Annotated in this window: 29 protein-coding genes; 22 read left to right on the forward strand and 7 right to left on the reverse strand. The window is 53.0% G+C overall.

Features of this window, described 5'->3' with window-relative positions:
• Window positions 1-102: 102 nt before the first annotated feature.
• Complete coding sequence (locus tag ABIE48_RS09610; RefSeq protein WP_192714696.1) at window positions 103-672, reverse strand: TraR/DksA C4-type zinc finger protein; 570 nt, start codon at window positions 670-672, stop codon at window positions 103-105.
• 105 nt (window positions 673-777) lie between these two features.
• Window positions 778-1,734 carry a cation diffusion facilitator family transporter gene (locus tag ABIE48_RS09615; protein ID WP_192714695.1) on the reverse strand — a complete coding sequence of 319 codons (957 nt, stop codon included), beginning with the start codon at window positions 1,732-1,734 and terminating at the stop codon, window positions 778-780.
• 269 nt (window positions 1,735-2,003) lie between these two features.
• Here ABIE48_RS09615 and ABIE48_RS09620 point away from each other — a divergent pair, with 269 nt between their 5' ends.
• The 7 genes from ABIE48_RS09620 (at window position 2,004) to ABIE48_RS09650 (ending at window position 9,449) form a co-directional block, all read left to right on the forward strand.
• Window positions 2,004-2,381 carry a DivIVA domain-containing protein gene (locus ABIE48_RS09620; protein ID WP_076167836.1) on the forward strand — a complete coding sequence of 126 codons (378 nt, stop codon included), beginning with the start codon at window positions 2,004-2,006 and terminating at the stop codon, window positions 2,379-2,381.
• Window positions 2,382-2,571: 190 nt separating this feature from the next.
• Window positions 2,572-3,132, forward strand: a complete 561-nt coding sequence (locus ABIE48_RS09625; RefSeq protein ID WP_192714694.1) for an AAA family ATPase — start codon at window positions 2,572-2,574, stop codon at window positions 3,130-3,132.
• Between the two features lie 195 nt (window positions 3,133-3,327).
• Complete coding sequence (locus ABIE48_RS09630) at window positions 3,328-3,729, forward strand: RDD family protein (RefSeq protein ID WP_145021695.1); 402 nt, start codon at window positions 3,328-3,330, stop codon at window positions 3,727-3,729.
• Between the two features lie 275 nt (window positions 3,730-4,004).
• Entirely contained in the window at window positions 4,005-7,184 is a 3,180-nt protein-coding gene (locus ABIE48_RS09635; RefSeq protein ID WP_192714693.1) for a bifunctional cytochrome P450/NADPH--P450 reductase, read from the forward strand.
• A gap of 111 nt (window positions 7,185-7,295) precedes the next feature.
• Window positions 7,296-8,114, forward strand: a complete 819-nt coding sequence (locus ABIE48_RS09640) for a GNAT family N-acetyltransferase (RefSeq protein ID WP_145021690.1) — start codon at window positions 7,296-7,298, stop codon at window positions 8,112-8,114.
• A gap of 75 nt (window positions 8,115-8,189) precedes the next feature.
• A complete protein-coding gene (locus ABIE48_RS09645; RefSeq protein ID WP_483312682.1) occupies window positions 8,190-8,642 on the forward strand; it encodes a GNAT family N-acetyltransferase in 453 nt (150 codons plus the stop codon).
• 33 nt (window positions 8,643-8,675) lie between these two features.
• Complete coding sequence (locus ABIE48_RS09650) at window positions 8,676-9,449, forward strand: class I SAM-dependent methyltransferase (RefSeq protein ID WP_192714691.1); 774 nt, start codon at window positions 8,676-8,678, stop codon at window positions 9,447-9,449.
• A 16-nt stretch (window positions 9,450-9,465) separates the two neighbouring features.
• Here the strand turns inward: ABIE48_RS09650 and ABIE48_RS09655 are convergent, their stop codons facing one another.
• Genes ABIE48_RS09655 through ABIE48_RS09665 form a run of 3 tightly spaced genes read right to left on the reverse strand, consistent with a single transcriptional unit; the run spans window position 9,466 to window position 13,228 of the window.
• Window positions 9,466-10,551, reverse strand: coding sequence for a GerAB/ArcD/ProY family transporter (locus ABIE48_RS09655; RefSeq protein ID WP_192714690.1), 1,086 nt, complete (start codon window positions 10,549-10,551; stop codon window positions 9,466-9,468).
• Between the two features lie 44 nt (window positions 10,552-10,595).
• Window positions 10,596-11,735 (reverse strand): Ger(x)C family spore germination protein, encoded by a 1,140-nt coding sequence (locus tag ABIE48_RS09660; RefSeq protein ID WP_192714689.1) that lies wholly within the window; start codon window positions 11,733-11,735, stop codon window positions 10,596-10,598.
• 26 nt (window positions 11,736-11,761) lie between these two features.
• The gene (locus ABIE48_RS09665; RefSeq protein WP_192714688.1) at window positions 11,762-13,228 is read right to left on the reverse strand and encodes a spore germination protein; all 1,467 of its coding nucleotides are present in this window, start codon (window positions 13,226-13,228) and stop codon (window positions 11,762-11,764) included.
• Between the two features lie 153 nt (window positions 13,229-13,381).
• On the opposite strand from ABIE48_RS09665, the gene ABIE48_RS09670 reads away from it, so the two are divergent.
• The 3 genes from ABIE48_RS09670 to ABIE48_RS09680 all read left to right on the forward strand — a co-directional run bounded on the left by ABIE48_RS09670 (window position 13,382) and on the right by ABIE48_RS09680 (window position 15,716).
• Entirely contained in the window at window positions 13,382-14,248 is an 867-nt protein-coding gene (locus ABIE48_RS09670; RefSeq protein ID WP_354518759.1) for a CAP domain-containing protein, read from the forward strand.
• Between the two features lie 170 nt (window positions 14,249-14,418).
• The gene (locus ABIE48_RS09675; protein WP_192714687.1) at window positions 14,419-15,015 is read left to right on the forward strand and encodes an AAA family ATPase; all 597 of its coding nucleotides are present in this window, start codon (window positions 14,419-14,421) and stop codon (window positions 15,013-15,015) included.
• 14 nt (window positions 15,016-15,029) lie between these two features.
• Window positions 15,030-15,716 (forward strand): HAD family hydrolase, encoded by a 687-nt coding sequence (locus ABIE48_RS09680; protein WP_145021671.1) that lies wholly within the window; start codon window positions 15,030-15,032, stop codon window positions 15,714-15,716.
• Window positions 15,717-15,765: 49 nt separating this feature from the next.
• On the opposite strand, the gene ABIE48_RS09685 is transcribed toward ABIE48_RS09680, so the two are convergent.
• Window positions 15,766-17,220: an MFS transporter gene (locus ABIE48_RS09685; protein ID WP_192714686.1), complete on the reverse strand. Its 1,455-nt coding sequence runs from the start codon at window positions 17,218-17,220 to the stop codon at window positions 15,766-15,768.
• Here ABIE48_RS09685 and ABIE48_RS09690 point away from each other — a divergent pair.
• The 6 genes from ABIE48_RS09690 to ABIE48_RS09715 all read left to right on the forward strand — a co-directional run bounded on the left by ABIE48_RS09690 (window position 17,207) and on the right by ABIE48_RS09715 (window position 20,410).
• A complete protein-coding gene (locus ABIE48_RS09690; RefSeq protein ID WP_145021669.1) occupies window positions 17,207-17,668 on the forward strand; it encodes a GNAT family N-acetyltransferase in 462 nt (153 codons plus the stop codon). The genes ABIE48_RS09685 and ABIE48_RS09690 overlap by 14 nt on opposite strands.
• Before the next feature lie 146 nt (window positions 17,669-17,814).
• Entirely contained in the window at window positions 17,815-18,102 is a 288-nt protein-coding gene (locus ABIE48_RS09695) for a hypothetical protein (RefSeq protein ID WP_076167812.1), read from the forward strand.
• A gap of 204 nt (window positions 18,103-18,306) precedes the next feature.
• Complete coding sequence (locus tag ABIE48_RS09700; RefSeq protein WP_145021666.1) at window positions 18,307-19,068, forward strand: DUF3891 family protein; 762 nt, start codon at window positions 18,307-18,309, stop codon at window positions 19,066-19,068.
• Window positions 19,069-19,101: 33 nt separating this feature from the next.
• A complete protein-coding gene (locus ABIE48_RS09705) occupies window positions 19,102-19,590 on the forward strand; it encodes an 8-oxo-dGTP diphosphatase (RefSeq protein WP_145021663.1) in 489 nt (162 codons plus the stop codon).
• A gap of 15 nt (window positions 19,591-19,605) precedes the next feature.
• Window positions 19,606-20,052 (forward strand): GNAT family N-acetyltransferase, encoded by a 447-nt coding sequence (locus ABIE48_RS09710; protein WP_145021660.1) that lies wholly within the window; start codon window positions 19,606-19,608, stop codon window positions 20,050-20,052.
• A 52-nt stretch (window positions 20,053-20,104) separates the two neighbouring features.
• A complete protein-coding gene (locus ABIE48_RS09715) occupies window positions 20,105-20,410 on the forward strand; it encodes an antibiotic biosynthesis monooxygenase family protein (protein ID WP_145021657.1) in 306 nt (101 codons plus the stop codon).
• Between the two features lie 70 nt (window positions 20,411-20,480).
• On the opposite strand, the gene ABIE48_RS09720 is transcribed toward ABIE48_RS09715, so the two are convergent.
• A complete protein-coding gene (locus ABIE48_RS09720; protein WP_145021654.1) occupies window positions 20,481-20,951 on the reverse strand; it encodes a DinB family protein in 471 nt (156 codons plus the stop codon).
• A gap of 188 nt (window positions 20,952-21,139) precedes the next feature.
• Here ABIE48_RS09720 and ABIE48_RS09725 point away from each other — a divergent pair, with 188 nt between their 5' ends.
• The 6 genes from ABIE48_RS09725 (at window position 21,140) to ABIE48_RS09750 (ending at window position 25,517) form a co-directional block, all read left to right on the forward strand.
• Window positions 21,140-21,646 carry a GNAT family N-acetyltransferase gene (locus tag ABIE48_RS09725; protein ID WP_192714685.1) on the forward strand — a complete coding sequence of 169 codons (507 nt, stop codon included), beginning with the start codon at window positions 21,140-21,142 and terminating at the stop codon, window positions 21,644-21,646.
• 43 nt (window positions 21,647-21,689) lie between these two features.
• Complete coding sequence (locus ABIE48_RS09730; protein ID WP_145021648.1) at window positions 21,690-22,505, forward strand: class I SAM-dependent methyltransferase; 816 nt, start codon at window positions 21,690-21,692, stop codon at window positions 22,503-22,505.
• Between the two features lie 129 nt (window positions 22,506-22,634).
• A complete protein-coding gene (locus ABIE48_RS09735) occupies window positions 22,635-23,393 on the forward strand; it encodes a threonine/serine exporter family protein (RefSeq protein WP_145021645.1) in 759 nt (252 codons plus the stop codon).
• A gap of 12 nt (window positions 23,394-23,405) precedes the next feature.
• Entirely contained in the window at window positions 23,406-23,834 is a 429-nt protein-coding gene (locus tag ABIE48_RS09740; protein ID WP_076167793.1) for a threonine/serine exporter family protein, read from the forward strand.
• 49 nt (window positions 23,835-23,883) lie between these two features.
• Window positions 23,884-24,579, forward strand: a complete 696-nt coding sequence (locus ABIE48_RS09745) for a response regulator transcription factor (protein WP_354518764.1) — start codon at window positions 23,884-23,886, stop codon at window positions 24,577-24,579.
• A gap of 2 nt (window positions 24,580-24,581) precedes the next feature.
• Entirely contained in the window at window positions 24,582-25,517 is a 936-nt protein-coding gene (locus tag ABIE48_RS09750; protein ID WP_116231140.1) for a sensor histidine kinase, read from the forward strand.
• Window positions 25,518-25,581: the final 64 nt, after the last annotated feature.

The following is a 25,581-nucleotide window of genomic DNA, read 5'->3' on the forward strand; positions in this document are numbered from 1 at the left end:
CATCTGCAAGCACTTCGGGAGGCGAGACACAAGTCACAGGACAATGAAAGCCCCGGGTTCTCTGGTGGAGATCCCCGGGGCTTCGGTTCGTGTGTACCGGCTTTACATGCCTTCATCATAATCGGTGACGTCACGCTTGGCTGCCATGGCCGGCGTGTTAGACGTGCCGTACTCTTCGACGGACTCCCATGCGTCCGCATCATCAAAACGGCCGTCATAGCGCTGCCGGTTCTCGCCTGCGCCGGATGGCGGCGGGGTGATTACCTCTTCTTCGACCGGCCGGTCGCTGCTGACGTCCCGATTCGGCGTATGCTCCACGCAATAAGCGGTGTACGGGATCGCCTGCAGACGCTCGAACGGAATGTCCCGGCCGCATTCGACGCATTGGCCGTACTCCCCGCGTTCCATGCGCCCAAGGGCGCTGTCGACCTGGTCAAGCTCATCCTGCAGCGTGTCGTTGACGGCCAGGTCCCGGCCGCGTTCGAACACCTCCGTGCCGACATCGGCGGGGTGATTATCGTAAGAGGACAGCTCGCCTGTGGAATCGGCGAGCGAGTCGCCCAGCAGGGCATTGTCTTCACCATTCGCGTGAAAGTGGTGTTCCAGCTCCTTTTTGCGTTCCAGCAGTGCTGATTTGAGCTCCTGCTGCTGATCATGGGTTAAATGACTCATGGATAAGACTCCCTTCTGACAGTAGAATAAGGTATCTGTACTCTTTCCTTACCCTAAAGGCGCGGGGAGCAATCATGCCGTGTCCGTCAGTTCCAGCTGAACAGTCTAGACGGTATCCGTTCCGTCCAGGGCGCAGGGCAGATCACCGATCTCGAGCTGTAAGGTGGTATGGCCGATTCCGAATTGCTCGCGCAGCTCGGCGGCTGCCTGCTGCAGAAGTTCATCGCCATTGCAGGGCTCCGTCACCACGAGATGTGCCGTGAGCGCCGTTTCCGTGGTGCTCATGCCCCAAATGTGCAGATCATGCATGCTTTTGACCCAGGGCAGGGAAGTCAAGTAATTTCGGATGGCCGCAATGTCTGTGCCCGGAGGCACGCTGTCGAGAGCCATGTTAAGCGAATCCTTCAGCAGCCCCCAGGTGCTGATGCCGATAACAAGCACAATCAGCAGACTGACGACCGGGTCAACCCACAGCCAGCCCGTTGCGGAAATGACGATCCCTGCGATGACTACGCCGAGCGATACGCCGGCGTCCGCAGCCATATGCAGAAACGCCCCCCGGACGTTCAGATCGCCCCGGCGTCCGGAAACGAACAGCAGCGCCGTCAAGGCGTTGATGAGGATGCCGACAGCCGCCACCCAGATGACGTCCACTCCGTCGACCGGCTGCGGGTGGATAAGGCGGCTGATCGCGCCCCAAGCGATGAGCGCGATCGCCGCGAGCAGGAACAGGGCATTGAAGAGGGCGGCGAGGATGGAGGAACGGCGGTAACCGTATGTACGCAGCTCCGTCGCTTTCTTCCTGCCGAGGAGGCTGGCGGCCCAGGCTAGGACGAGAGCGAGGACGTCGCTTAAATTATGTCCGGCATCGGCTACGAGCGAAAGGGAATGGCTGATCAGGCCATAAGCCGCTTCCAAAATGACGAAGGCCGTGTTGAGCACGATGCCGATCAGAAAGGCGCGGTTATAATCTGCCGGTCCGTGTGCATGCGAATGCGAATGCAAGTCTGAATGTTCGTGAGTGGATGAATGGGAATGATGGTGATGATGACCGTGTGTCATAAGCGGCTCCTCCTTTTGAATACAAAGCGAAATTATCCATATCTTTGATTGATATTAATATATGAGCATCTGTTCATATAATAACATATTTCACGCTCGTGTCAATTTGTGCCATCCTTTAGGATGGCCATTTTTCTTTGGAACATTCTCCAAAAAAGCGGGGAACGGTTTTCATCCCAGGCAAGGATGTGATATAAAAAATATAGGGTGTGGGAGTAATACAGGACATCCTCCCTTTGCGGGGCTAGAGATTTGGAGGTATTCGTCAAATGGATGAACATATGCAGCGCCGATTGGATAAACAGAAGAAGCTGTTCAAGCAGCTGGGCATTCATCTGGATGCACTTTCCATCCATGAAAAGGTGTTCAGCAACAAGCTTCGGGGTTACGATCCGGAAGAGGTGGATGCCTACCTGGATGAAGTCATAAGCGATTACGAGCGGTTTTATGCGATCATTTCCGATCTGATGGATAAATGGCAGGAGCAGCAAATCACGCTGCGCGACTTGAAGGCAGGCTCACGGCCGGAACCGGACCGTTTTGCCATCGATCCGAAGGTGATAGAGGATATCGTATTGAAAATGGAGTACAACCTTAGACAGCTCAAAAGCAAAATCAGGCCGGATCCTGACTTTTTCGTCGATTAATCCATTACATACAGACATACTGCGAGAGCCCTTCCGAATATCATGGACAGAAATCCTGGTTCGGAGGGCTTTTTATGTTTGCGCCCAAAACGGGAAGTGTATTTTTGGATCTATACTCAGATAGTCAAGGAAAATAAGCCGTCCCTGTTGAATTCATCCAACCACGCGAAATGTAAAGGAGAGGGACCGTATGAAATTCATCCTTATTTTTGGCCCGCAGGCCGTAGGCAAAATGACCGTAGGACAGGAACTCGAAAAAATAACGGAGCTGAAGCTTTTTCACAACCATATGACGATTGAGCTGGTATCGCCGTTTTTCAGCTACAGTTCGGAAGCCGGGAAACGGCTGGTTGGATTGTTCCGGAGGGAGATCTTTGAAGAGGTTGCCAAGAGCGACCTTGCCGGCCTTATTTTCACGTTTGTATGGGCGCTGGACATGAAGGCGGATTGGGATTATGTGGAGGAGGTCTGCGGGATATTCGAATCCAGGGGCGCGGAAGTTTTTCTCGTGGAGCTGGAGGCTGATCTAGACGAGCGGCTCTCCCGCAATCTTAGCCCAAACCGGCTGCAGCATAAGCCAACGAAACGGAACACGGAGTGGTCTGAAAATGAGCTGAAGACATCGATGGAAAAATACCGGCTAAATTCATATGATGGCGAGATCAAGCGGGAGAACTATTTGAGAATCAACAATACGGATTTGAGCGCAGAAGAAGTGGCGCGCCAGATTAAGCATGAATTCGGGCTATAGTTGTTCACTACGGCCGCAAGCTGCTGCAATCCAGTAACTTTTCTCTCTCCGTGACGTTCTTTAAATATAAGCAGCATATTGCTGGGAGGGCGCATGGAAGAAACAATGGTCATGCCGTCGCATAAGAAATGAATGTACCGCCAAAGCGCCGAAGTACTATGAATAAAACTTGGGGTACGAGAAGGAGGAGGCGGAATGAATCGGAATGCGGGTTTTTGGATCAGGCTTGGGGCATCGCTGGTGGATGGGCTGCTCGTTGGCTTGCCGATCATGATTGTGGTGTGGATGATTACGGGAAAATGGGGAAACGAGGATTGGATTTCCGATACGATCAGCGGTTTGTATTCACTGCTCGTGCCTGTATTCTGGAACGGTTATACAGTGGGCAAAAGGATATGCAACATCCGGATCCGCAAGGTGAGCGATCACCAGCCCCCCGGAATCGGGACCATGCTGCTGCGGAACGTCGTTGCCGGCCTCGTGTATGGTCTAAGCTTAGGCATCTGCGCGATCATCAGTGCTTTTATGGTGGGGCTGCGTGAAGACAAACGGTCGATTCATGACTTTATTGCCGGGACGGAAGTCGTATATGACTGAACAATGTTCTGGCTGAAAAGTAACAGGAAGCACGCCGCCTTGCCGGTGAATTCCGGACCTCTGGCTGATGTGCGGGACAATCATATCATGATAGGGTAAAAGGTAGGATAGGACAGCGTTGTCAGGCGTAAGCAGCCAGCAGCCGTCAAATCCTCCTTTTTTCTTATAAAATGACCGAATTACTATTTTGGTCAGTTGGTATTTTTAGAACGGTTACCGGTCCGCTGCTAGGGCTGAATTAAAGAGAAAAAACAAGGATGATGGAGGGAATAACCATGACGCAAACCATTCAGGTGCCTCAACCTAAAACCTACGGACCTTTAGGCAATCTGCCTTTGCTGGATTCCGCCGCACCGGTGCAATCGTTGGTAAAGGTCGCCGCGGAGCTCGGGCCGATCTTTCAGTTCCAATATCCCGGCGGCCGCAGGGAGCTGTATGTGTCCGGCCATGAATATGTGAAGGACGCCTGCGACGAAAAGCGTTTTGACAAAAGGATATGGGCTCCGCTGCAGAACGTGCGCGCATTTGCCGGTGACGGCCTCTTTACGAGCGCAACCCAGGAACCCAATTGGAAAAAAGCCCATAACATTTTGCTGTCCAGCTTCAGCCAGCGGGCCATGCAGGGTTATCATACGAAAATGCTGGATATCGCCATGCAGTTGATTCAAAAATGGGGAAGGCTGAACCCGGACGAAACGGTGGACGTTCCTGCCGATATGACCCGTCTGACGCTCGACACGATCGGGCTGTGCGGGTTTAGTTACCGTTTTAACAGCTTTTACCGGGAAAACAATCACCCCTTTATCGATGCAATGGTACGGGCGCTGGACGAAGGGATGAACCAGCTTCACCGGCTGGGCATACAGGATATGTTTATGATCCGGAAGAAGCGGCAGTTTCAAGAGGATATTCAGACGATGTTTTCACTCGTCGATGAACTGATCCGGGAACGTAAGGCGCATGGCGGGGATGAGGATGACCTGCTTGCACATATGCTGGACGGTGTTGATGCAAATACGGGGGAGCGGCTGGATCATGAAAATATCCGCTATCAGATGATCACGTTCCTGATCGCGGGGCATGAAACGACCAGCGGTTTGCTCTCCTTTGCGATCTATTTTCTGATGAAAAACCCCGATAAGCTGCGCAAGGCCGTGGAAGAAGTGGACCGGGTTTTGAAAGATCCCGTACCGACGTATCAACAGGTAAGGGATCTGAAATATGTCCGGATGGTTCTTAGCGAGTCCCTGCGGTTATGGCCGACAGCACCGGCTTTTTCGCTGTACGCTAAAGAAGATACGATGATTGGGGGAACTTATCCGATCCAGCAGGGCAACAGCGTGACGGTGCTCATTCCGGGACTTCACCGGGACGTGCGCGTCTGGGGCGATGACGTGGAGGTATTCAAACCCGAGCGGTTCGAGGATCCTAGCAAGGTTCCGCATGATGCGTATAAGCCGTTTGGCAACGGCCAGCGGGCGTGCATCGGCCAGCAGTTCGCCCTGCAGGAAGCCACGCTGGTGCTGGGGTTGGTGCTGAAGTATTTTGACCTGGCGGACGCCGGCCACTACGAACTCAAGGTTAAAGAGACGCTTACGCTAAAACCGGAAGGATTCAGGATCCGTGTCCGCAGCCGAAAAGGGGCATTGATCCCGGTGGGTTACGGCAGCGCCGAAACCGTGGAAGCCGCTGTCAGCGAATCCACCAAGCCGGCTTCCCTGGCTGCAAATGAACATCATACGCCGCTGCTTGTCCTGTACGGCTCCAATTTAGGCACCGCTGAAGGCATCGCAAGGGAGGTGGCTGACCGCGCGAGGTACCAGGGATTCGACAGCCAGGTCGGTCCCCTGGACGACTATGCCGGCGCGCTTCCGAAGGAGGGGGCGGTGATTATCGTAACGGCGTCCTATAACGGCCAGCCCCCTTCCAACGCCAAGGCGTTTATGGAATGGCTGGAAACCGCCGATCCTTCCGCCATCCGGGACGTCCGCTACGCGGTATTCGGCTGCGGGGATCACAACTGGGCCAGCACGTATCAGCGAATCCCGCGCCTCATTGATGAGCAGCTGGCCGCCAAAGGCGGAAAGCGTCTCCTTCCGCGCGGGGAGAGCGATGCCAGCGGCGATTTTGAACGGGAAGTGGACGACTGGACGGAGCGCTTATGGCCGGATTTGATGCCGGCGCTGGGACTCCCGGTCGCTGCCGGCCGCGAAACCAAACGGAGCAAGCTGACGCTCCGCTTTGTCCAGGGCGTGGCTGCTGTGCCGCTTGCGGAGACCTACCACGCCGTATCCGGGCGGATCGTGCGCAGCTGCAATCTTCAGCAAGCAGACAGCGGAAGGGTCACGCAGCACATCGAAATTGCGCTGCCGGAGGGTACGGCTTATCGCGAAGGGGATCATCTGGGCGTGCTCCCGGTCAATCCTGAGCCATTGGTGCGGCGGGTGCTCCGCCGATTCCAGCTGGACGGCTCGGCGCACCTGATTCTGACGGCAGACGGAAAACACAGCGCTCACCTGAAGACAGGAGTGCCGATCCGGCTGGACGAACTTCTGGCACGCAGCGTCGAGCTGCAGGAGCCGGCCACCCGTGCCCAAATTCGGGAGCTGGCATCGTACACGGTATGTCCGCCGCATGCTAAGGAACTGGAGGCCATGCTTGAGGAAGGCGCGTTCCAAACCAACATTCGGGCGAAGCGGGTTACGATGCTTGACCTGCTTGAGCAGTATGAAGCCTGCGAGCTGCCGTTTGCGCGTTTTCTGGAGCTGCTGCCGGCGCTCAAGCCGAGATATTACTCCATCTCCAGCTCGCCCAAAGTCAGCCCAGGCACAGCCAGCATTACAGTCGGTGTCGTTCGGGGTGAGGCATGGAGCGGTAAGGGAGAGTACTGCGGTATCGCCTCCAACTACCTGGCCGTACAGGACCCTGGGGCCGAAGTGCTGATGTTCGTCCGATCTCCTGAATCCGGCTTTGTGCTGCCGGAAGATCCCGCTACACCGATGATCATGGTAGGGCCGGGCACAGGCGTGGCTCCGTTCAGAGGATTTATCCAGGCGAGACGGGTCCTGCAAGCGGAAGGAAAGGCGCTGGGCGAGGCTCATCTGTACTTTGGCTGCAGACATCCGGAGCATGATTACTTATACCGCGGGGAGTTTGAACAGGCGGAAAAGGACGGCGTGGTGACGCTTCATACGGCTTTCTCCAGAGTGGAGGGCACGGATAAATGCTATGTCCAGCATCTGATGAAACAGGACGGCGAGCTGCTGCTGAAGCTGCTCGAGGCCGGGGCTAAGCTGTACATTTGCGGCGACGGCTCCCGGATGGCACCCCAAGTAGAGGAGACGCTGATAGGCTCCTATCGGGACAAACACGGGGCGAGCCCAGAAGAAGCAGCCGGGTGGCTTGCCGGGCTCGAATCGGCAGGAAACTATGTGAAGGACGTATGGGCAGGTTGAACTCCCGGCGGTCGGATTTCAGGGCAGGCTTCATTTTACTGATTGCTTCCTTGCTGTCCGCAAATATATGATGAAAGCGAAGGTAAGGACGATCAGGAAGGGGCAAACCAGGTGAACTATGAAATCAGAATCGCGAGCACGGATGAAATGGAGCTCGTTCACCAGACGATGATGCTGGCTTTTGAAGAATATCGGGGCCGGCTCCATCCGCCCTCAGGTGCCTTGTCGGAGAATACCGAAACGATCCTGAACAAAATCAGCGAACATGGGGGCGGGGCCCTTCTTATTTGGTCCGGTGACAAGCCTGTAGGCTCGGCGCAGTATTTCTTCCGAGAATCCTTTTTGTACGTCGGGAGGCTATCTGTCATTCCTGAAGCCCGCGGCCGGGGATTGGGCAAGGCCATCATGAAGCATTTCGAGAAACTCGCTGCACAGCTTCGTTATTCCGAGATCCGGCTGGGGGTCAGGTTGTCGCTTCCAGAAAACCTCCGGTTCTACCGGAAGCTGGGCTATGAAATCGCTGAGGAGCATGAATATCCTGAACGAACGGATGGCTGGTACATCATGAGCAAACAAGTGGGGAGTGAACACGGTATGATCAGCAAAGACAACGCGGAGCATTACGTATGGGGGAACGATTGTGACGGATGGCGGCTGGTTGATGAAGAGACGGTTAGCATCATTCACGAGCGGATGCCGCCGGGGACAAGTGAGCAAAGGCATTATCACGCCAGAGCGGGGCAGTTTTTCTTCGTGTTGTTTGGCACACTCGATATTGAAATCGAAGGTACGGTGCATACGTTATCTGCCCATCAGGGAATGAGGGTGCAGCCGGGAGCGGTGCACCAGGTCATGAACCGATCGGCGGAGCCGGTCGAATTTATGGTTTATTCCCAGCCTAATTCACGGGGGGACCGGACGCTTGCTTAGGATTACGAATGGAACGGCCATATCATTGACAAGTAATACACGATGAGGAGGAAGCATACGATGTCCCAAAGAAGCATTACGATCCGGGAGGCGGGACTCGAGGATCTGCACGAGCTTGCCGCCATTTTTGACTTATACCGGATATTTTATGGTCAGGAGACGGACGTTGAAGGGGCGGCCGCCTTCTTGTTCGAACGAATGGAGCACCGGGAATCGGTCATCCTGATCGCCGAAGACGTGGAGCAGGGCCGGATCGCTGGGTTTACCCAGCTGTATCCGGCGTTTTCCTCCATCTCCATGAAGCGGTCCTATATTTTGAACGATTTGTATGTACGGGAGCAATACCGCAAGCAGGGAATCGCCCGTCTGCTGCTTGAAGCGGTCAAGCAGTACGCCAAGCTGGCCAGGGCGAAGGGGCTGTCCTTGTCCACAGCGGTAACGAATGTACGTGCCCAGCAGCTGTACGAACAAAGCGGATACGTTCGGGACGAACAGTTTATCCATTATGATTTAACAACGCTGGATTAGGATAAATCACGGGACAATAAGGAGGGATCATGAATGGAGTCGTCTACGCAGCATTTCTATGACGGTATGTCTGAATCATACCATTTGATTTACGAGGATTGGACACGTACGGTGTCCAGTCAGGGACAATTTTGGGACCGGTGGATCCGCTCCCGGCTGAATCGTCCGGGAAGCAGCAAGATTCGGCTGCTGGACGCCTCATGCGGCATCGGAACCCAAAGTTTAGGGTTAGCACGGCACGGATTCGATGTGACGGCAACCGACCTTAGTCCGGACTCCGTGGCGCGAGCGAAAAGGGAAGCGGAGGCTATGGGACTGTCGATCCAATTCGGAACAGCGGACTTCAGGACGCTCGATCAGGATGTCGCCGGTACCTTTGATGTCGTCTTCTCCGCCGACAATGCGGTGCCGCATTTGCTTACGGACGAAGACCTGCTGAACGCCTGCCGGCAGTTTTACAACAAATGCGCTCCTGGCGGGATGGTCATTATCACGATACGCGATTACGACAACCTGGTCCAAGAGCGTCCCCGCGCTACTCAGCCCAGAATTTTTGATGATGGAAAGAGAATCGTGTTCCAGGTGTGGGATTGGTCGGAAGACGGATCGACATATACCACCCGGCAGTTTATACTGCAGGATCAGTTAGAGTCTTGGAAGACGGATAGCTATGCAGCCGTGTACCGGGCAGTTCAGCGAAGCGAGCTGAGCAACTTTTTGCAGCAGGCTGGATTCCAGCGTGTGGAGTGGGTCATGCCCGAGAAGTCCGGTTTTTATCAGCCAATCGTAACGGCAGCCAAAATCTAAATAGAGCGGGTTGATTTCAGTGTTTCGCTAATTTTCTCTTCATGACGGTCATCATCCACAGAATCAGCGGAATGGCGATTGCGCACACCGGAATGATTATCCGCTCCCACAGCTTCTGAATCATGATAATGGCAGCTTCATTCGGAATCAGTAGCGCAATGATGAAGATGGCTGGTGCACAAAACCATATGAGTTTTTTCCAATTTTTCACTTGAAGCCACTGGGCCATCTCATAGCTCGTGATAAACAAGTAAAGGGAGATCTTGGCGAAGACGCCAAAAATCCAAATGAAAATCACGAGCACATCGACATTTTGAATAAAGTTCAGGATGTTGATGCTGCGTACCAGCATAAAGTAAGAGAACCTCAGCTCCATTCCAACGTAGGGGCCGAACACGAGCAGCACCATTACCGTGGCCAACGTGACCATGATGGCGGTGAACGCGATGCTCGACAGTGCTTTGACGATTATTTTTTTGTTGCTGGATATAAACGCGAGAAGGACCAGCAGCATAAACGATTCTCCAAAAAAAGAAGCGGGCGACAGCGACGCCTTGAACACCTCTTGCCAGCTTGTATCGCCGGCGATCGGCAGGATGTGATGAAGCTTTGTGTTCGTGATGTTCAGCAAAAAGGTGAGGACCAGCGCAATGAACGTCACGGGTCCGGCCAGTTCGCAAAATCGGCCAATGCCGGTAATCCCGCTGATGCCGGTCAGATAAACGGCCAAAGCCATTATCAGGACCATGAGAATCCAGATGGGAGTCCGGTCCAGAATCGTCAGATGGATAAAATCCGTGAAGGAGCGGAGCACATCCCCGGATAACAGGAGCCAGGCAGCGAAATAGGGAAGGATCACGATTCTTCCGATCCAGCCGCCAAGCAGCTTACGGCTGAACTGCGTTAGGGTTTCTCCAGGATGAAGTAGGCTGACATGCATGACCAGATGCGTGATAGCCAGCCCGATCGCTCCCGCAATAATCATGGACATCCACGCGTCCTGCTTGGCTATTTCAATGGCAGGCGACACTCTTAACCAGACGGCCATAACGACTTCCACCGTGCTTAAGGTCCAAAAGATTTGCGATCCGGTCAACTTCATAGTTTCTCCTCCTTTCCGACGGAATTCCCCTGATTATTGATGATCTACAGCGAAGAATTGGTTTGCCCCGGATCCCTGTACCGGAGATGAACCGATACAGTGATTGGCAGTTCGGGGAACGTTTCGTGCCAATGAGGCTTGAGGGTTTTCCATACCTCTGGATGCTGCCTGTGCACATGTTCCCCGATTCCAAATATATCGATCTTATATTGGTGCTGCGCTTTATCCACCAGTTTGCGAACTTTCTCCTCCGCTTCCTGGCTCAACCTGGTCTGAATCGTTTTGAGGTCATTATCCTTGGAAGGATCAAGTGACGAATTGTTTTCGACAATGCTGCCGGTGCCGTGCAGCGATATGTAAATCTGCGGCTTGTTTTTAACCATTTTTATTCGTGTGCGGTGCTTTAGGGATTGAACTGCTATACTGATCGTCTTGTTCTCCTTTCCGATGAGGGTGGTGAACGTGAGGTTTTTTTGCCTACCCATTATCCAGTTATCGTACATCGATTCCTCCGGATCGAGGAAACCGACGAGCTTAAGACCATGATCTTTATTCAGGATAGCCGAGCCAGTGTATACGTAACCTCTAGCAGGATCCGCTGTGATGGCAGGCACAATCGGCTGGGTTCCTTCGCTGAAGGCATCGCATAATAACATCCGGAAGTAGTAGGGCTTCATGCCAAGGGCATTTTGCTGACTGCCAAGTGTCGTACTGATGAATGGATCAAATGTAGGTTCGGCTTTGATCACTTCTTTCGCGGTTCCATCCTTAACAACGAGTACGACGGAACGTATTTCCGATTTTGGGTTGCGGACGACCATGTCGAGATACTTATCCACCCCCTTTTCGGCCATATGCTGACCGATCAGAATGGTTTGTCGATGAGCATAAAACAAGGAGCGCGACAGCTCAGCCTGCATATGCTGCCCGGCATCCATAAAATCCGTTCCCTTCGCACTCACGACCGTAAATGTGTTTTTCTTGCCCGCACCCGTCACCTGGCTGCTGCCCAAACCCGCGGGTACAGCGATTTCGGAACTGATCTCCAGCTCCTTGTCTTCGGTCATGTCCATTCCGACGCCGATTATAAAAGCGCGCTGGTTGGGTTCCCTCAGGTTCCAACAGCCCGTGGTTGTAGCTGTGAGGAACAATAAGCAGAAAATGATCCACATTTTTTTTTTCATAGTTCCTTCCGCCTTATCCATCAAGTTCAAGATTTATCTGCACGTTGTCTCGGCCAACGTAAAAATACATTTTTTACCCGGCTTTTCCTGGTTGGAGCAACGGGCTGAAGATACGGCGTCCCTAACGGACTGAGGTGAATCAGATGGGACAAGATGGCGATCATGCCAATCGCCGTGCCGAAAAGCCCAAAAATTCCGGATAATACGAGCAGCGGGAAGCGCAGCATCCGCATCGGGTAGCCGAACCGGTAACGGGGGATCACAAACGATGATATGCCGGCAGCGGATACGACGATGACGATCGGCGCCGAGATAATCCCGGCCTGTACCGCAGCCTGTCCAATAACCAGGGCACCGACGATGCTGACGAGCGGGCCGATTTGCTGGGGTAACCGAATCCCGGCCTCCCGTAGCCCTTCAAACATAAATTCCATAATAAATACTTCGATGACGGTTGGAAATGGAGCCTGTTCCCTCAGTCCCGTAATGCTTAGCATCAGCTTGGGCGGGACCATTTCCGGATGAAAGGTGGTCAGTGCAATATAAACCGACGGAAACAGGATGGCAAACAGGGCAAACAAATATCGGATCCACCGATTCATAGTGACATACATAAACCGTTCGTAATAATCGTCAGGGGCTTGCAGTCCGTCCCAGAACGTCATCGGCACGATCAAAGCGATTGGCGACCCGCTCACCAAGATCCCCACCCGTCCTTCCATCAGTCCAGAGGATACGACATCCGGCCGTTCGCTGCTCAGCATTTGCGGAAAAGGAGAGAAGTTGGTGTCCTCAATGGATTCTTCGATGTAGCCTGATTCCAGCACGCCTTGAAGATCGATCTGCTGAACCCTTGAGCGAATTTCATCCAGCATCGAAGCGGACACAATTCCTTCAATATAGGCAAGTACAACCTCGGTTTGGGTCAGTTTACCGATGTGAAAGGATTCCATCTTTAGGTTTGGCGTAACGATGATTCTGCGCAGCATCGTCGTGTTCGTCCGCAGCGATTCGGTGAAGCTCTCCCGGGTTCCGCGCAGGGCCGCTTCTGTCGAAGGCTCTTCAATCGATCTTGTTTCATAATCTGAGACATCCGTAAGAAGGACTGTGGGCTCCCCATCCGCCAGAATGGCCAAATGACCCTTTAAAATATCATCTGCCGCATCACGGAACGTGTTGACCTTCTTCGTTTGCAGTACCGCGAACAGCTGTTGATCACACATTTGCGCAATGCTGTCAATGGGGCCGACCCCCTGGGGGATTCCTTCGTATATTAACGGCTTCAGGATGACGGACTGGATGATATCCTTGTCAATCATGCCGTCTACGTAAATAAACAGCAGCTTGGTATCTCCCTGCAGGGTAACATCACGGAATATGACGTCCGAGCAGTGCTCGAACATTGTTTTTAGCGTGTGTTCATTGTTGACCAAATGGGGGCTGAGCCGCATATTCGGATCGATGCTGGTTGATCTCTGGCTGGTTGTATTCATGACATGTTCTTCTCCGCTGGGATAATCACTAATTTTTAGATACTATACCCAAACACCCGATAAGCATACTTTGGCGGTATAAATCCTCCTTGTTGCGGAAAAATTAAGTCGGTATCTTACATTCAACCGTATTAGGGAGGCAGCACTCGTCATATGAAAAAAATTGTTATGATCGCCGTTCTGATCTTAATTACAGGCTGCGCGGATCACGGCGCTTCAACAGCGCGCCAGCAGGTGACCACCAAGCAGACGAACCGTGCAAGCCATATCCGTCAAGCGGCTCCGACCCGAATCGTCACTTCAGCCTCATCGACGTCTACGGACAGAGCGGGTAAATCCCATTTGACCGTCAAACAAGTCAATCAAAAAGACCTGACTTCGGATTTGCTTAATCTGATTCAGCAGCCAGGGGCGGTACCAGGAACTTCGCCGCAGCAGCCGGCGGGAACGCCTTCCGGTGCGCGGACCGGAGCACCAACAACACCAGCCGGAACGCCAAACGGAACGCCAACAGGTACGCCAACGGGAACGCCAACAGGTACGCCAACGGGAACGCCAACAGGTACGCCAGCCACTCAGGTTCCTGCGGGAACCCCGAAAAACCAGGCTCCTTCTGGTACGAACAACCAACAGACCCCTGCGAGCGGCGATGCTTCGGCATACGCTCAACAAGTGCTCGATCTGGTGAATCAGGAACGCTCCAAAGCAGGTATGGATGCGCTCAGCATGGATTCCAAACTGTCCAACATGGCGATGGCCAAAGCCAAAGACATGTATGACAACAAGTATTTTGACCATAACTCCCCGACCCACGGATCTCCCTTCGACATGATGAAGGAATACGGGATTACGTACAACTCGGCTGGAGAGAATATCGCCAACGGGCAGACATCCCCTCAGCAGGTGATGCAGGACTGGATGAACAGCCCGGGACACAAAGCCAACATCCTAAACAAAAGCTACACCCATATCGGGATCGCCTTTTACAATAACGAGTGGGTGCAGGAATTTACAGGATGATCAGCGGAAGAGCAGCATAGTGCACCATAGCCTCTTCTGGATGATCCGGGGATGCTGCGGCATAGGGTATGGGAAAAACCGGCGGGGCGCTCCGCCGGTTTTTTTGGTGTATAATGGAACGGATGTGAGAAGCAAATCTCCAAAATATCGTCAAAGTTGAGGGATGATGGATGATCCTATGGATAAACGGCGCGTTTGGCGCAGGAAAAACGCAGACTGCCTTCGAGCTTCACCGCCGCATACCGAATTCTTTCGTGTACGATCCAGAGAATGCAGGGTATTTTATCCGCAAAAATATTCCGCCCAGCATCAAGAGGCCCGATTTTCAGGAATATCCGTTATGGCGGGAATTCAACTATGCCATGCTGAAGCACATCGCTTGTGAATACGACGGAGTCATCATCGCTCCAATGACCGTGGTCGATCCGGTATATTTTGAAGAAATCGTCGGCAGGCTGCGCACGGACGGCATGATCGTGAAGCATTTTGCGTTATGCGCTCCGCGCGAAGTCATCCTGCAGCGCTTGAAAAGCCGGGGGGAACGATCAAACTCATGGGGCGCTCAGCAGGCCGGACGCTGTATTGAAGGTCTATCCCAAGACATATTCCGGGAGCATATCGATACCGTTGAGCTGTCGGTAAGCCAGGTAGCGGAGCGGATTGCGGACATGGCCCATATTCCCCTGCTGCCCGATCACAGGGGTGCGGTGCGGAAGAAATTCGACCAAATCAAAACCCAGTTGGATCATTTCCGTTTTTTTAACTAGGGGGAGTAGAGGTTATGGAAGCTGTTCTATTTGATTTGGATAATACGCTGGTGAACCGTAAACAGGCGTTTGAGCAGTTTTCGCGAAAATTTATCGACAGGTTTGCCGCCGCGCACAACCCTGAGCATCGCCTGAGGCTGGTGGAACAGCTGCGTGCCGCAGACCGGAATGGCTATCGGGAAAAAAGGGAGCTGTATGAGGAAATGAGGCGGACACTGCCAATGAGGGAGGAGGCGACGACCGCAGAAGACCTGCTCGCTTATTGGTTCGCTGAATTTCCCTCCTGCACCGTAGCGATGGACGGAGCGGAACTGGTGCTGCAGGAACTGAAAAGCAGGGGAGTCCGGATCGGGTGCGTCACGAACGGCTCGGCCAGAACCCAGTATGCCAAGCTTGACCAGGTGCAGTTCAGAGGCTATTTCGATGCGGTTATCGTTTCGGAAGAGGCGGGGGTCAAGAAGCCGGACCGGCGAATTTACGAAATGGCGCTGAGCAGGCTGCAGGCCCGTCCGGAGAATTGCTGGTTTGTGGGTGACCATCCCGAAAAGGACGCGCAGGGAGCCGCTGCGGCAGGTCTGCGCCCCGTACTGCTGCTCACTACGCCTGCTGAATCGGGTCCGCTCCTGCCGGAAGGGACGCTGACTATAAACAAACTGCAGGAGCTCCTTCCGCTATGCACCGGCCCATTCTTGCGGTTTTGAGGGGACGGTGATTAGCTGGAAGGTTCCTGCAGGAAGTGGTGTACAGCATTCAGGCTGGAGCGTTCTGGTTAGCCGCCTGCGGAGAAGCGGACTTCTGCTTGCGCTCGTTAAACATAAAGTAATAGATGGCCGATGCGCTGATGTATAGGATGCCGGTCATGCTGAAAGTCAGCGCATAGCCCCAGTACGTCCCGTAAGCGGTAAGCAAATGGGATTGGACAGGTCCCATTGTAGCCCAGCCGAGCATGAATGCGGTTTGCGTCATCGAGTTGGCGATCCCTCTGCGGGCATCGGATACCCGGTCAACCGTGATCGAGGACTGGATGGGATTGGCCGCATTCATCAGTGCCTGCCTGAAAAGGAAGCTGAAGCAAGCGACTGCGAACAGGTTGGTGAAACCGGTCAGCAGCAAAAAAGGCAGGGACATCATCTGAAACAGCACCACGGCCTTGACCGGTCCGACGCGGCTTGCCAGCGACGGGCCGATCAGCATCGACACGATCGTCATGACCTGGCCGAGTGAAATCAGGATGCCGACGGCCGTAAGGGATACGGCAAAGCGGTTCGTAAAGTACAGATTGAGATAAGGCACAACCAGTCCCGAGCCAAGGCCGACAATCAGCTGGGCCAGCGTAAATTTGGCGATGGCGCTCCAGTCCTCCCGCGCTGAAGATGGGAGCGGATGGGACAGGGCAGGCCCGGCCGAAGCGGCCGAAGCGGCCGAAGCGTCTTTTTGGACAGCCGGCTTCTGCCGGACCAGCAGCAAGGGCAAAAAGGCAAGCACACTGGCGGCTCCCCCTGTAAACAGCACAGCCTGCAGGCTCTGAATTTTGCTCCAGCCGGCGGACTGGAGCACATCGGCCAGGTAACCGCCGCCGCTGCTGCCGATGACCTGGGCGGCCAGCACGAGGGAGAAGTGGTAGCTGAACAGTTTCAGCCGCTGCTTCTTGTCCGAATTCCCGGCCAGAAACGGGACGGCGATCACCTGGAAGAAGGCCGCAAACAGGCCGGCTGCAGCGGACAGGACGATCAGGGCGGATTCACCGCTGGCCAGCGACCTGCCCATGAAGCTCAGACCTGTAAACAATGCGCCGGTCATTAAGAGCAGCTTATGGCTGGTGCGGTCCCCCAGCAGTCCGATCGGTATGAAAATAAGCGCCGTCGCAAACGACTGGACGCTCACCAAGGTGCCGTTCATCGTATCGGGGTAACCCAGCGTTTGCACGTAAAGATTGTAAAGCACCGAGAACATGCCTGTCCCGATCTGATACAGCAAATTGGCAAGAAAAAAGAGCCGGATATTCCGGTTGAGGCGATTCCATTCTGACGAGACCTGATGCAGTAACCGCATGGTTTGATTAATCCTCCGTCCTGATGCATTAGCTTCTCTATTGTAGCAAGCGGCCCCCAGGGTGGAAAGGAAAACTTTACATATGGCATATGCCAAATCAGAAGCTTGGCTCATGAGATCGAAAGAGGTGATTTGCAAGATGGAAATAACCATTCAACCGTGGGGAATCGGCGAGGATATCCCCTATGACCTGCTGCTGCTTGCTGATCCATCCAAAGAGATGGTTGAGGATTACGTCGCCAGGGGCAGGGGGTATGGAGCTTACCTCAACGGCGAATTGGCGGGAGAGTATGTGCTGATCGATACGCATCCGAAAACGGTTGAAATCGTCAATATCGCGGTACGGGAAGACCTGCAGGGCAAAGGGATCGGCAAAATGCTGATCGAAAACGCCGTCGAAGAAGCCAGGAGGCAGGGAGCGCATGCGGTGGAAATCGGCACAGCCAACTCCAGCTTTCCTCAAATGAAACTTTATCAACGCTGCGGTTTCCGGATTGTTGGAGTGGACCCGGGCTTTTTTATACGACACTACGAGGAAGTATTCTATGAAGACGGAATCCAAGTGCAGGATATGGTCCGGCTCCGTCTGGATTTGATATAAAGAATAGACCTGCAGGAAGCGGTCAGAATCGTCACTGCAGGGCTGGGCGTCTATTAAAATGTGTTTCAATCTAGCGGCAAGTATCGTTGCATTGATAGATTTCAAGCATAGGATAATCTATCAAATGGTAAAGGAGGTCATGTCACATGGCTATTTTGTTACCAGAGCAGTTCTACTCGCTAGCCGCTGGTGTCGGCAAGTCGTTCTATGAGAATCTTGCCGGCGGAATCAATGCTGCGGTCACGGTGAATAATACGTCGGCTTTTCCGGTTGACCTTGTCATCACCCGCGTCAACGCCCCTGTTGTCACTTATACGATCCCGGCGGCAAACAGCTTGACGCTGTCAGTGGAACGTCTGCTTGTCGCCGCTCTGCTGGCTTCAGCTGCCGGTCCGGTGTTCGGTACGATTCAAATCGCTACCTCAGATTTCTAATTGGCAATACCAACATCTGCACCAGCTCTTCCCCTTCCCCATGTGATATTGAGCCTCCAGCCGGAATGTTCCGGTTGGAGGTTTTTTTCTGCTGATGGTGCAAGGCGAGGGAAGGTTGGCGATCCACAAGTAAATTTTTGCTGGGAAAATAGGCTTCGAAAAGTTAATATTAGTAAAAACATCAACCGATGGAGGGTGAATGTGATGATTGTCCGAGAACAACCGGAAGGCTTCGTCCTGATTCGCCAGCATGATCATGCCAAGTTATCGGGACAGATCGCAGAGCATTTGTTGCCGGAGTGGATGCCGACAGGATCAGACCGTGAAGCTGCGGTGCTGGCCATTACCCAGCATGATCGCGGCTGGAGATATTTGGACGAGAATCCGTTATGGGATTCAGAAAGCAGCAGCCCGTTTTCCTTTATCAACTATCCGCTTGAGCCCAAGCTTTCTTCGTACCGAGCCGGCCTGGATGAGGCGGAAGCGATGGATCCGTATGCAGGTCTGCTCTGCAGCAAGCATTATGCATCGTTCCAGCAGATCCGTTATGCGGAAGAACCGGAAGCCGCCCGGTTTTACAAGGAAGAGCTCCTTCGGCAGGAACGGATTCAAAGTCAGCTCAGCGGATTGGACGCCAGCCGGGTGGAGCGCCATTTTAACCTGCTGAAGCTGTGCGACAGCCTGTCGCTGTACGTATGTCTCAATGAGCCAGGGGTGTCCAAAGATGAGGAGCATCCATGGTACCGTGAAGGGATCGAGACGGAGATCGCCGGGCTCAAGCATTTGCAGGCCCGATGGGTGGACGAAGGCTGCGCGGCGGTCAGCCTGCCCTTGTTCCGATCGGAGTTTACCGGGTCGATTACGCTAAAGAGGGTATCGAAACAAGCTATAGAGGAAAAGGGATTGAGTGCAGCCTACGACATGGCCCCGGAAATCACGCAGGATGTTATATTCCGGAATAAATGAGGAAGAGAACATAGAAAAAAGGGAGTGCAAGGAATGGAGACTACCAAAACCGCAGCCGTGGAGGTCGCGCTGTATACGATGTGCCTGGTGCGGGACGGCGACCGTGTCCTGCTTCTGAATCGTCCGGATGACCGCGGTTTTCCCGGATATATCGGCCCCGGCGGCAAGGTGGAATTCCCCGAGAGTCTTTCGGACGGGGCGATCCGCGAGGTATGGGAGGAGACCGGGCTTCGGGTAAAGGATCTGGAGTTTAAAGGAATTGACGAATTTGCCGATCCGGCCAAAAATTACCGCTACATGGTGTTCAATTACGTTGCCAACGATTACGAGGGAGAACTCCTCGCCGATCCGCCGGAAGGCGAGCTCCGTTGGGTAACGATTGAAGATGCGCTGGAGCTGCCAATGCAGCCATGGTTCCGCAAGAGATTTCCGCTCTTCTTCGAGGAGGGAACCTTTGAAATCCATGATGTGTGGGATCAGGAAAAACAGATTACGATCGCGGAATCCGTCAAGAAGCTGTAGATAGGAGGTGGCTGTATGGATCCTGTATATTTAAAACCCGTTACCGACGATATCCGCCAGCAGTGCATCGAGCTTCGCCCCAGGGATGACCAGTTGAGATTTGTGGCTTCAAATCTAAATTCATTGCAAAAGGCGGCCGAGGAGAAAACCTGCTATCCCTACGCGATTTATGCAGATGATATTATGGTAGGATTTGCGCTGTTCGATGAGGAGCCGTATCCGGAAGACGGCTGCTTCTGGATCGTCAGGTTCATGATCGACCGGAATTATCAAGGCAGAGGTTACGGCAAAGCGGGATTATCCGCCGTCCTTCGCAAGCAAAAAGAGCATCCGGCCTGTACTGTTATCAGAATCTCGCATGTTCCCGACAATACAGCCGCAAACCGACTGTACAAAGGGCTGGGTTTTAAAGAGACCGGTCAATTCATAAATGGGGAGCTTGTGCTTGACCTCGAAGTATAGGCGCGGCTCAGGACGCGTGGTGAAGTTGGCAAAGAGTCAGGAGGAAAATGATATGATTTTGGAAGCCGCGATGCTGCAGGTGAAGCCGGGGCAGGGCGAAGCATTTGAGCAAGCCTTCCGGGAGGCTTCGGGTATTATATCTTCCATGAAAGGCTACATCGGACACGAGCTTCAGCGCTGTATGGAGGTTCCAAACAAATACCTCCTCCTCGTGAAGTGGGAAACCCTTGAGGACCATACGGATGGATTCAGGCAGTCCGAATCTTATGCTCGGTGGAAAGGGCTGCTGCATCACTATTACGACCCTTTCCCGGTCGTTGAACATTTTGAGAAAGTAACCTTACCGGGCATATCTTGAAGGGACCGTCCTTGAACGTAAAGGGAGGAGGCCCTTGTTCCAACGCGGCAGCCGAATGAAAAGTTATGTACTACTCAAATAAAGAAACGCGTGAGTCAAGTCCCAAATCATGCACGAGCATGGAATGAAGCTGACCCCGGTGATGATATACATGCGCCAAAATTTCCAGCAGCCAGCCGAACCGAGTATATGATGCCCCCCAGTAGGAGGAAACCTCTTCCTGAAGCTGGGCTTCCGTCAGCGAGCCGTATTTTTGAACAAGGGATTCATAGTTATCTTGAAAGGCTTGGCGGATGCGCGCGCTCGTCGAATACGATGTCCTGCTGTAAAATGTAGCCATCTCTTCCTGAGAGGCACCGTCCGAAATGATCGAATCGGCGAGCGGCAGCATGGCGAGATGCTCCAGCAGCTCGCCTACGGAAAATTTGCCGGGGGTCGGCCGCTTCGGCAGATCGCATTCATCCAGACCGTCCATGATCTCGAGAACGGAACGGATTGCCACGTCTATATGATGCAGGGCGCTTTGGCAGCAGGGATTCATGTTTTTATCTCCTCCATCTTTACAGGTATGTATTTACATAGTTAAGATCGACGTATCTCGAACGAGAACATTTGTTCTTTTTTTATTATAATGGCATGTCAGACGGTGATCAAGTTTTTTCGAGGCTGATCAACGCTAGTGAGAATGAATGCATTGGAATGTGTACTATCCGAAAGGAGATTTTCCGTATGAGCATCAGACAGGCTGCTTATGATGATTACCCGGTGCTGGCCAAGGTCCACGTGGAAAGCTGGAAAACGACCTACAGAGGCATGATCGCAGACGCCTATCTGGACCAGCTGACGGTGGAGAGCCGGATGGAGCGGTGGAAGCAGCTTCTAAGCCGGGGGGATAAGGACTTGTGGACATTCGTTTCCGAGGATGAAGCCGGACGGGTGGCCGGGTTTATACAAGGGGGAAAATGCCGGGAGGAAGTGGCCGGGTATGATGCGGAAATCTACGCCTTGTATTTGCTTCAGGAACATCAGGGAAAGGGACAGGGGAGATTGCTGGTGAACACGCTGATCCAAGCCTTCCGTGAGAACGGCTTCGGTTCATTGTACGTGTGGGTGCTCAAGGATAATCCAGCGCGTCAATTTTATATAAAAATGGGCGGAAGTCCTGTCTCTGAAAAAACGCTGGATATCGCCGGCCAGTCGGTTCTGGAAACCGGTTTGGCTTGGGATAAGCTCTGAAATCTGAAGGACGGGAATCCGTCTATGGAAAGGAAGCGGAAAGATGGGCAGCATAATCGATTACTATAATCAGTTTGATGAATGGGGGAGACTGGAACGGGAGCCGGTCGAATTTATGGTCAACCTCCATTTCATTAAACGGTATTTGAAGCCGGGAACACATGTCCTCGACAACGGGGCGGGGCCGGGCAAATATGCGGTTGCGTTGGCGCAGGAAGGCTATGACGTAACCTTGACCGACCTGTCTCCGCGCCTCGTCGGCCTCGCGGCCGGCAAGGTGAAGGAATGCAAGCTGGAGGAACGGTTCCAGGGGATCCACGTGGCCGATGCAAGAGATCTTGGAAGATTTGAAGACGGGCGGTTTGACGCTGTTTTGATGCTTGGGCCGCTGTACCATCTTCAGCAGGAGGAAGACCGGAACCAGGCGGCCCGGGAACTCTTCCGGGTGGTCAAACCCGGCGGACATGTATTTGTCGCCTTTATGTCCCGGACGAAGCATTTAATAAATTCGCTGCTGCATCCGCAGTCCTGGAAGCCGAATGATACGATGGACGGCATTGATGAGTTTATGAGATCGGGTGTATTCAACCACAGCGATGATGGCCGGTTTACGGGAGCTTATTATTTTCCGATTGATGAAATTCGTCCCTTCATGGAGCAGCATGGCTTCGACAGCGTGAAGTTAATCGCATCCGGCAGCGTGGTGCAGTCTATGAACGAGGAACAGTGGGCATACTGGCGGGGCCGCGGTCCAGAGCAATATCAGCGGTTTCTGAACCGTGTCATGGAGGCTGCAGAAGACCCATATATCCTAGGTGCTTCCTCTCATCTGCTGTATATCGGAGTTAAGCCACAATAACAGAAGGGTACTTCTTACTCCGGAGGATACTGCACTATTACGAGGAAGTGACGCTTGTCCGTGTTTTTGTCCGGCAAACCGATTATACTGTAACTAACATAGGGCTTTGCGCATACGGGAGGAAGAGCTTTGGAAGACTTGGTGCAGAGGGAGCACGAAATCATGAAGGTATGCCTGCTGGCCGGGCAAATCATGCTGCAGAGCGGAGCGGAGACGTACCGGGTGGAAGATACCATGGTACGGATTGCCGCTTCTTTTGGCGTGGATAAAACGCATAGCTACATGACCCCTACGGGACTCATTTTTTCTATGGAGGATCCGCAGCCGATCACGAGGCTGAACCGAATTTCGGACCGGACGACGAATTTGCATAAAATCGACCGCGTGAACAGCATATCCCGCCGCATCAGCAAAGGGGAGCTGACCATCGCTGAAGCGCGCCGGGAGCTGGAAAACATCCAGCGGACAGGTGATATTTACCCGCTGTGGCTGCGCTTGCTGATGGCGGCGCTGGCCAGTGGCTGTTTCTTGATCATGTTCCGCGGCATTTGGCCCGATTTCCTGCCCGCGGCTGTGGCCGGAGGACTCGGATATTACGGCACGCTAATGCTGCAGCGGATGATTCCGGTCAAGTTCTTCGCCGAGTTTTCGGGAGCGCTGGCGATCGGCCTCTGCTCGATCCTGTTCGTCAAATTCGGCTTCGGGCGGGACCTGGACATTATCGTCATCAGCTCGGTCATGCCGCTCGTACCGGGGCTGCTGATTACTAACGCGATCCGCGATTTGATGGCAGGCCACCTGGTTTCCGGCTTGTCGAAGGGGGCCGAGGCGTTCATCACCTCTTTTGCGATCGGGGCGGGCATCGCGTTTATGCTGTCATTTCAATGAGGAGGATGCCGTATGTACATTGAACAACTCGTCACGAGCTTCGTCGCATCGGCTGCGTTTGGCATGCTCTTCAACACCCCGAAAAAGGCGCTGTTGCAGTGCGGATTTGCCGGGATGGTCGGCTGGCTGCTGTATATATGGCTTCAGGATATGCACGTGCTGCGGATTACAGCCACCGTTGTCGCCAGTTACTGCGTCACGATGATCAGCCATTTGTTCGCCAAAAGGTACCGCACGCCGATCATTGTGTTCAGCGTATCGGGCATCATTCCGCTGGTCCCGGGCGGAACGGCTTATGACGCGATGCGCAACGCGGTCGAGAATCAATATGACCAGGCAGTCCAGCTGGGAGCCGAAGCGTTTATGATTTCGGGCGCGATCGCCCTTGGCCTGCTGTTGTCGGAAGTGACCAATCAGCTCATCCGGAAGTGGAGAGTGTAGGTGTTGGAAATTTCACCGGTCAAAATACGAGGAGCTCGGGGGGATCTGCGTGCCAAAGCGCATTCTGCTAATCGAAGACGATAAGGAAATCAGCCAGCTGATTGAGAGTCATTTAAAACAGGAAAACTATGAAGTGTTAGTCGCGCTGGATGGGGAAGAAGCGGAATCATTTATTGATAAGCAGGAGTTTGATCTGGTTTTGCTGGATTTAATGCTTCCTAAAGTAAATGGCATGGATGTGCTCAAGCAGATCAGGGAAAGAAGCGTCGTTCCCGTCGTTATTATTTCCGCAAAAGGCAGCGACCTTGACAAGGCTCTAGGACTTGGTTTTGGCGCAGATGATTATCTAAGCAAGCCGTTCTCCATGATTGAACTAACCGCCAGAGTGCAAGCTGCCATACGCAGGGCAACGCAATATATCCGGACGGATAATCAGCCGACAGAGGATCGGATTCATTATAAGGACCTCACTCTTGATTTAAGCACGTTTTCTGTGCAGGTCCGAGGCCAGAGTGTTACGCTTACCTCCAAGGAGTTTCATATTCTGAAATTATTCTTAACTTATCAGAGCAGGGTGTTCACCAAGGAGCAAATCTATCAATTCGTCTGGCAAGACGATTATTATGGGAATGAAAACGTGATTAACGTTCATATCCGCAGGCTTCGAGAAAAAATCGAGGAAGATCCTTCAAATCCCCAGTTTATTCGTACCGTTTGGGGCATCGGATATAAACTGGGAGGGTAGCCATGGTTATTTTTCTAAGCGCGGCCATTGCTGTTTTGCTCCTAATGAATATTTGGCAGTTTGTTTCCCGCAGAACATGGAATCGGAATGTACAGGAAATATCGAATAAAATCATGGAGATCATCGAACATCAAACCGCCGAGAAGGTGCTTTTCCAAACCGACCAGCAAGCCGTGCAGCAGTTGCTGATCCAAATCAACCGTCTGCTGGATTATAACCAAAGAGTGATTGCGGATTATGCCAGAACCAAGGATAGTCTGAAGAAAATGATATCCAACATGTCCCACGATTTGAAAACGCCCCTGACGGTCATTCTGGGATATGCCGAAAAGCTGAACCAGGAAGAATCGATTACCGAAGAAGAAAGGAAGCAGGTGATTCTGCGGCTAAACGATAAAGTGAACAGTCTGGTCGCATTGCTTAACCAGTTTTTTGATCTCGTTAAAATCGAGTCGGAAGACTACGAAATCCCGCTCAGCAAAATTTCCCTCAATGAGATTTGCCGCCAAAGCGTGCTTGAATTTTATGAGCTTCTGACATCCCGAGGTCTTCGGGTGGAGCTTGAAATTCCGGAGCGTCCCCTTTACATACTCGCTAATGAGCATGCGCTGCAACGAATATTAAACAATTTAATATCAAATTCAATCCGGTATGGAAGCGACGGAGGCGTGTTTGGTTTAACGCTTCGGGAAGAAGGCGAATCGGTTGCTGTCGACGTCTGGGATCGCGGAAAAGGCATTACAGAAGTTCACCAGGACCGCGTGTTTGAAAGACTTTACACATTAGATGACGCCCGAAACCCGCAATTTCAGGGTAGCGGACTAGGCCTTAGCATTTCGAAACGTTTAACGGAGGCGATGAAAGGATCGATTCGGCTTACGAGCACACCGTTTGAGAAAACGACGTTTACATGCATTTTTAAACAGGTGCCATATTAGATCTCCCGTAAGAGGTGTTCTGTCTGAACGCCTCTTTTTACGAACTTAAGAAACTTGTAAGGAT

It is taken from the genome of Paenibacillus sp. OAE614, assembly GCF_040546645.1.
Classification (GTDB): Bacteria; Bacillota; Bacilli; order Paenibacillales; family Paenibacillaceae; genus Paenibacillus_AQ; species Paenibacillus_AQ favisporus.

Bases quoted from the DNA above. Each gene is read 5' to 3' on its own strand.
- ABIE48_RS09720 (WP_145021654.1), bottom strand. From the start codon at position 20,951: ATGAATCCCTGCTGCCAAAGCGCCCTGCATCATATAGACGTGGCAATC.
- ABIE48_RS09670 (WP_354518759.1), top strand. From the start codon at position 13,382: ATGAAAAAAATTGTTATGATCGCCGTTCTGATCTTAATTACAGGCTGC.
- ABIE48_RS09730 (WP_145021648.1), top strand. From the start codon at position 21,690: ATGGGCAGCATAATCGATTACTATAATCAGTTTGATGAATGGGGGAGA.
- ABIE48_RS09635 (WP_192714693.1), top strand. From the start codon at position 4,005: ATGACGCAAACCATTCAGGTGCCTCAACCTAAAACCTACGGACCTTTA.
- ABIE48_RS09625 (WP_192714694.1), top strand. From the start codon at position 2,572: ATGAAATTCATCCTTATTTTTGGCCCGCAGGCCGTAGGCAAAATGACC.
- ABIE48_RS09675 (WP_192714687.1), top strand. From the start codon at position 14,419: ATGATCCTATGGATAAACGGCGCGTTTGGCGCAGGAAAAACGCAGACT.
- ABIE48_RS09685 (WP_192714686.1), bottom strand. From the start codon at position 17,220: ATGGTTATTTCCATCTTGCAAATCACCTCTTTCGATCTCATGAGCCAA.
- ABIE48_RS09655 (WP_192714690.1), bottom strand. From the start codon at position 10,551: ATGAAGTTGACCGGATCGCAAATCTTTTGGACCTTAAGCACGGTGGAA.
- ABIE48_RS09740 (WP_076167793.1), top strand. From the start codon at position 23,406: ATGTACATTGAACAACTCGTCACGAGCTTCGTCGCATCGGCTGCGTTT.
- ABIE48_RS09700 (WP_145021666.1), top strand. From the start codon at position 18,307: ATGATTGTCCGAGAACAACCGGAAGGCTTCGTCCTGATTCGCCAGCAT.
- ABIE48_RS09750 (WP_116231140.1), top strand. From the start codon at position 24,582: ATGGTTATTTTTCTAAGCGCGGCCATTGCTGTTTTGCTCCTAATGAAT.
- ABIE48_RS09620 (WP_076167836.1), top strand. From the start codon at position 2,004: ATGGATGAACATATGCAGCGCCGATTGGATAAACAGAAGAAGCTGTTC.
- ABIE48_RS09650 (WP_192714691.1), top strand. From the start codon at position 8,676: ATGGAGTCGTCTACGCAGCATTTCTATGACGGTATGTCTGAATCATAC.
- ABIE48_RS09690 (WP_145021669.1), top strand. From the start codon at position 17,207: ATGGAAATAACCATTCAACCGTGGGGAATCGGCGAGGATATCCCCTAT.
- ABIE48_RS09710 (WP_145021660.1), top strand. From the start codon at position 19,606: ATGGATCCTGTATATTTAAAACCCGTTACCGACGATATCCGCCAGCAG.
- ABIE48_RS09680 (WP_145021671.1), top strand. From the start codon at position 15,030: ATGGAAGCTGTTCTATTTGATTTGGATAATACGCTGGTGAACCGTAAA.
- ABIE48_RS09615 (WP_192714695.1), bottom strand. From the start codon at position 1,734: ATGACACACGGTCATCATCACCATCATTCCCATTCATCCACTCACGAA.
- ABIE48_RS09665 (WP_192714688.1), bottom strand. From the start codon at position 13,228: ATGAATACAACCAGCCAGAGATCAACCAGCATCGATCCGAATATGCGG.
- ABIE48_RS09715 (WP_145021657.1), top strand. From the start codon at position 20,105: ATGATTTTGGAAGCCGCGATGCTGCAGGTGAAGCCGGGGCAGGGCGAA.
- ABIE48_RS09725 (WP_192714685.1), top strand. From the start codon at position 21,140: ATGAGCATCAGACAGGCTGCTTATGATGATTACCCGGTGCTGGCCAAG.
- ABIE48_RS09705 (WP_145021663.1), top strand. From the start codon at position 19,102: ATGGAGACTACCAAAACCGCAGCCGTGGAGGTCGCGCTGTATACGATG.
- ABIE48_RS09630 (WP_145021695.1), top strand. From the start codon at position 3,328: ATGAATCGGAATGCGGGTTTTTGGATCAGGCTTGGGGCATCGCTGGTG.
- ABIE48_RS09610 (WP_192714696.1), bottom strand. From the start codon at position 672: ATGAGTCATTTAACCCATGATCAGCAGCAGGAGCTCAAATCAGCACTG.
- ABIE48_RS09695 (WP_076167812.1), top strand. From the start codon at position 17,815: ATGGCTATTTTGTTACCAGAGCAGTTCTACTCGCTAGCCGCTGGTGTC.
- ABIE48_RS09660 (WP_192714689.1), bottom strand. From the start codon at position 11,735: ATGAAAAAAAAAATGTGGATCATTTTCTGCTTATTGTTCCTCACAGCT.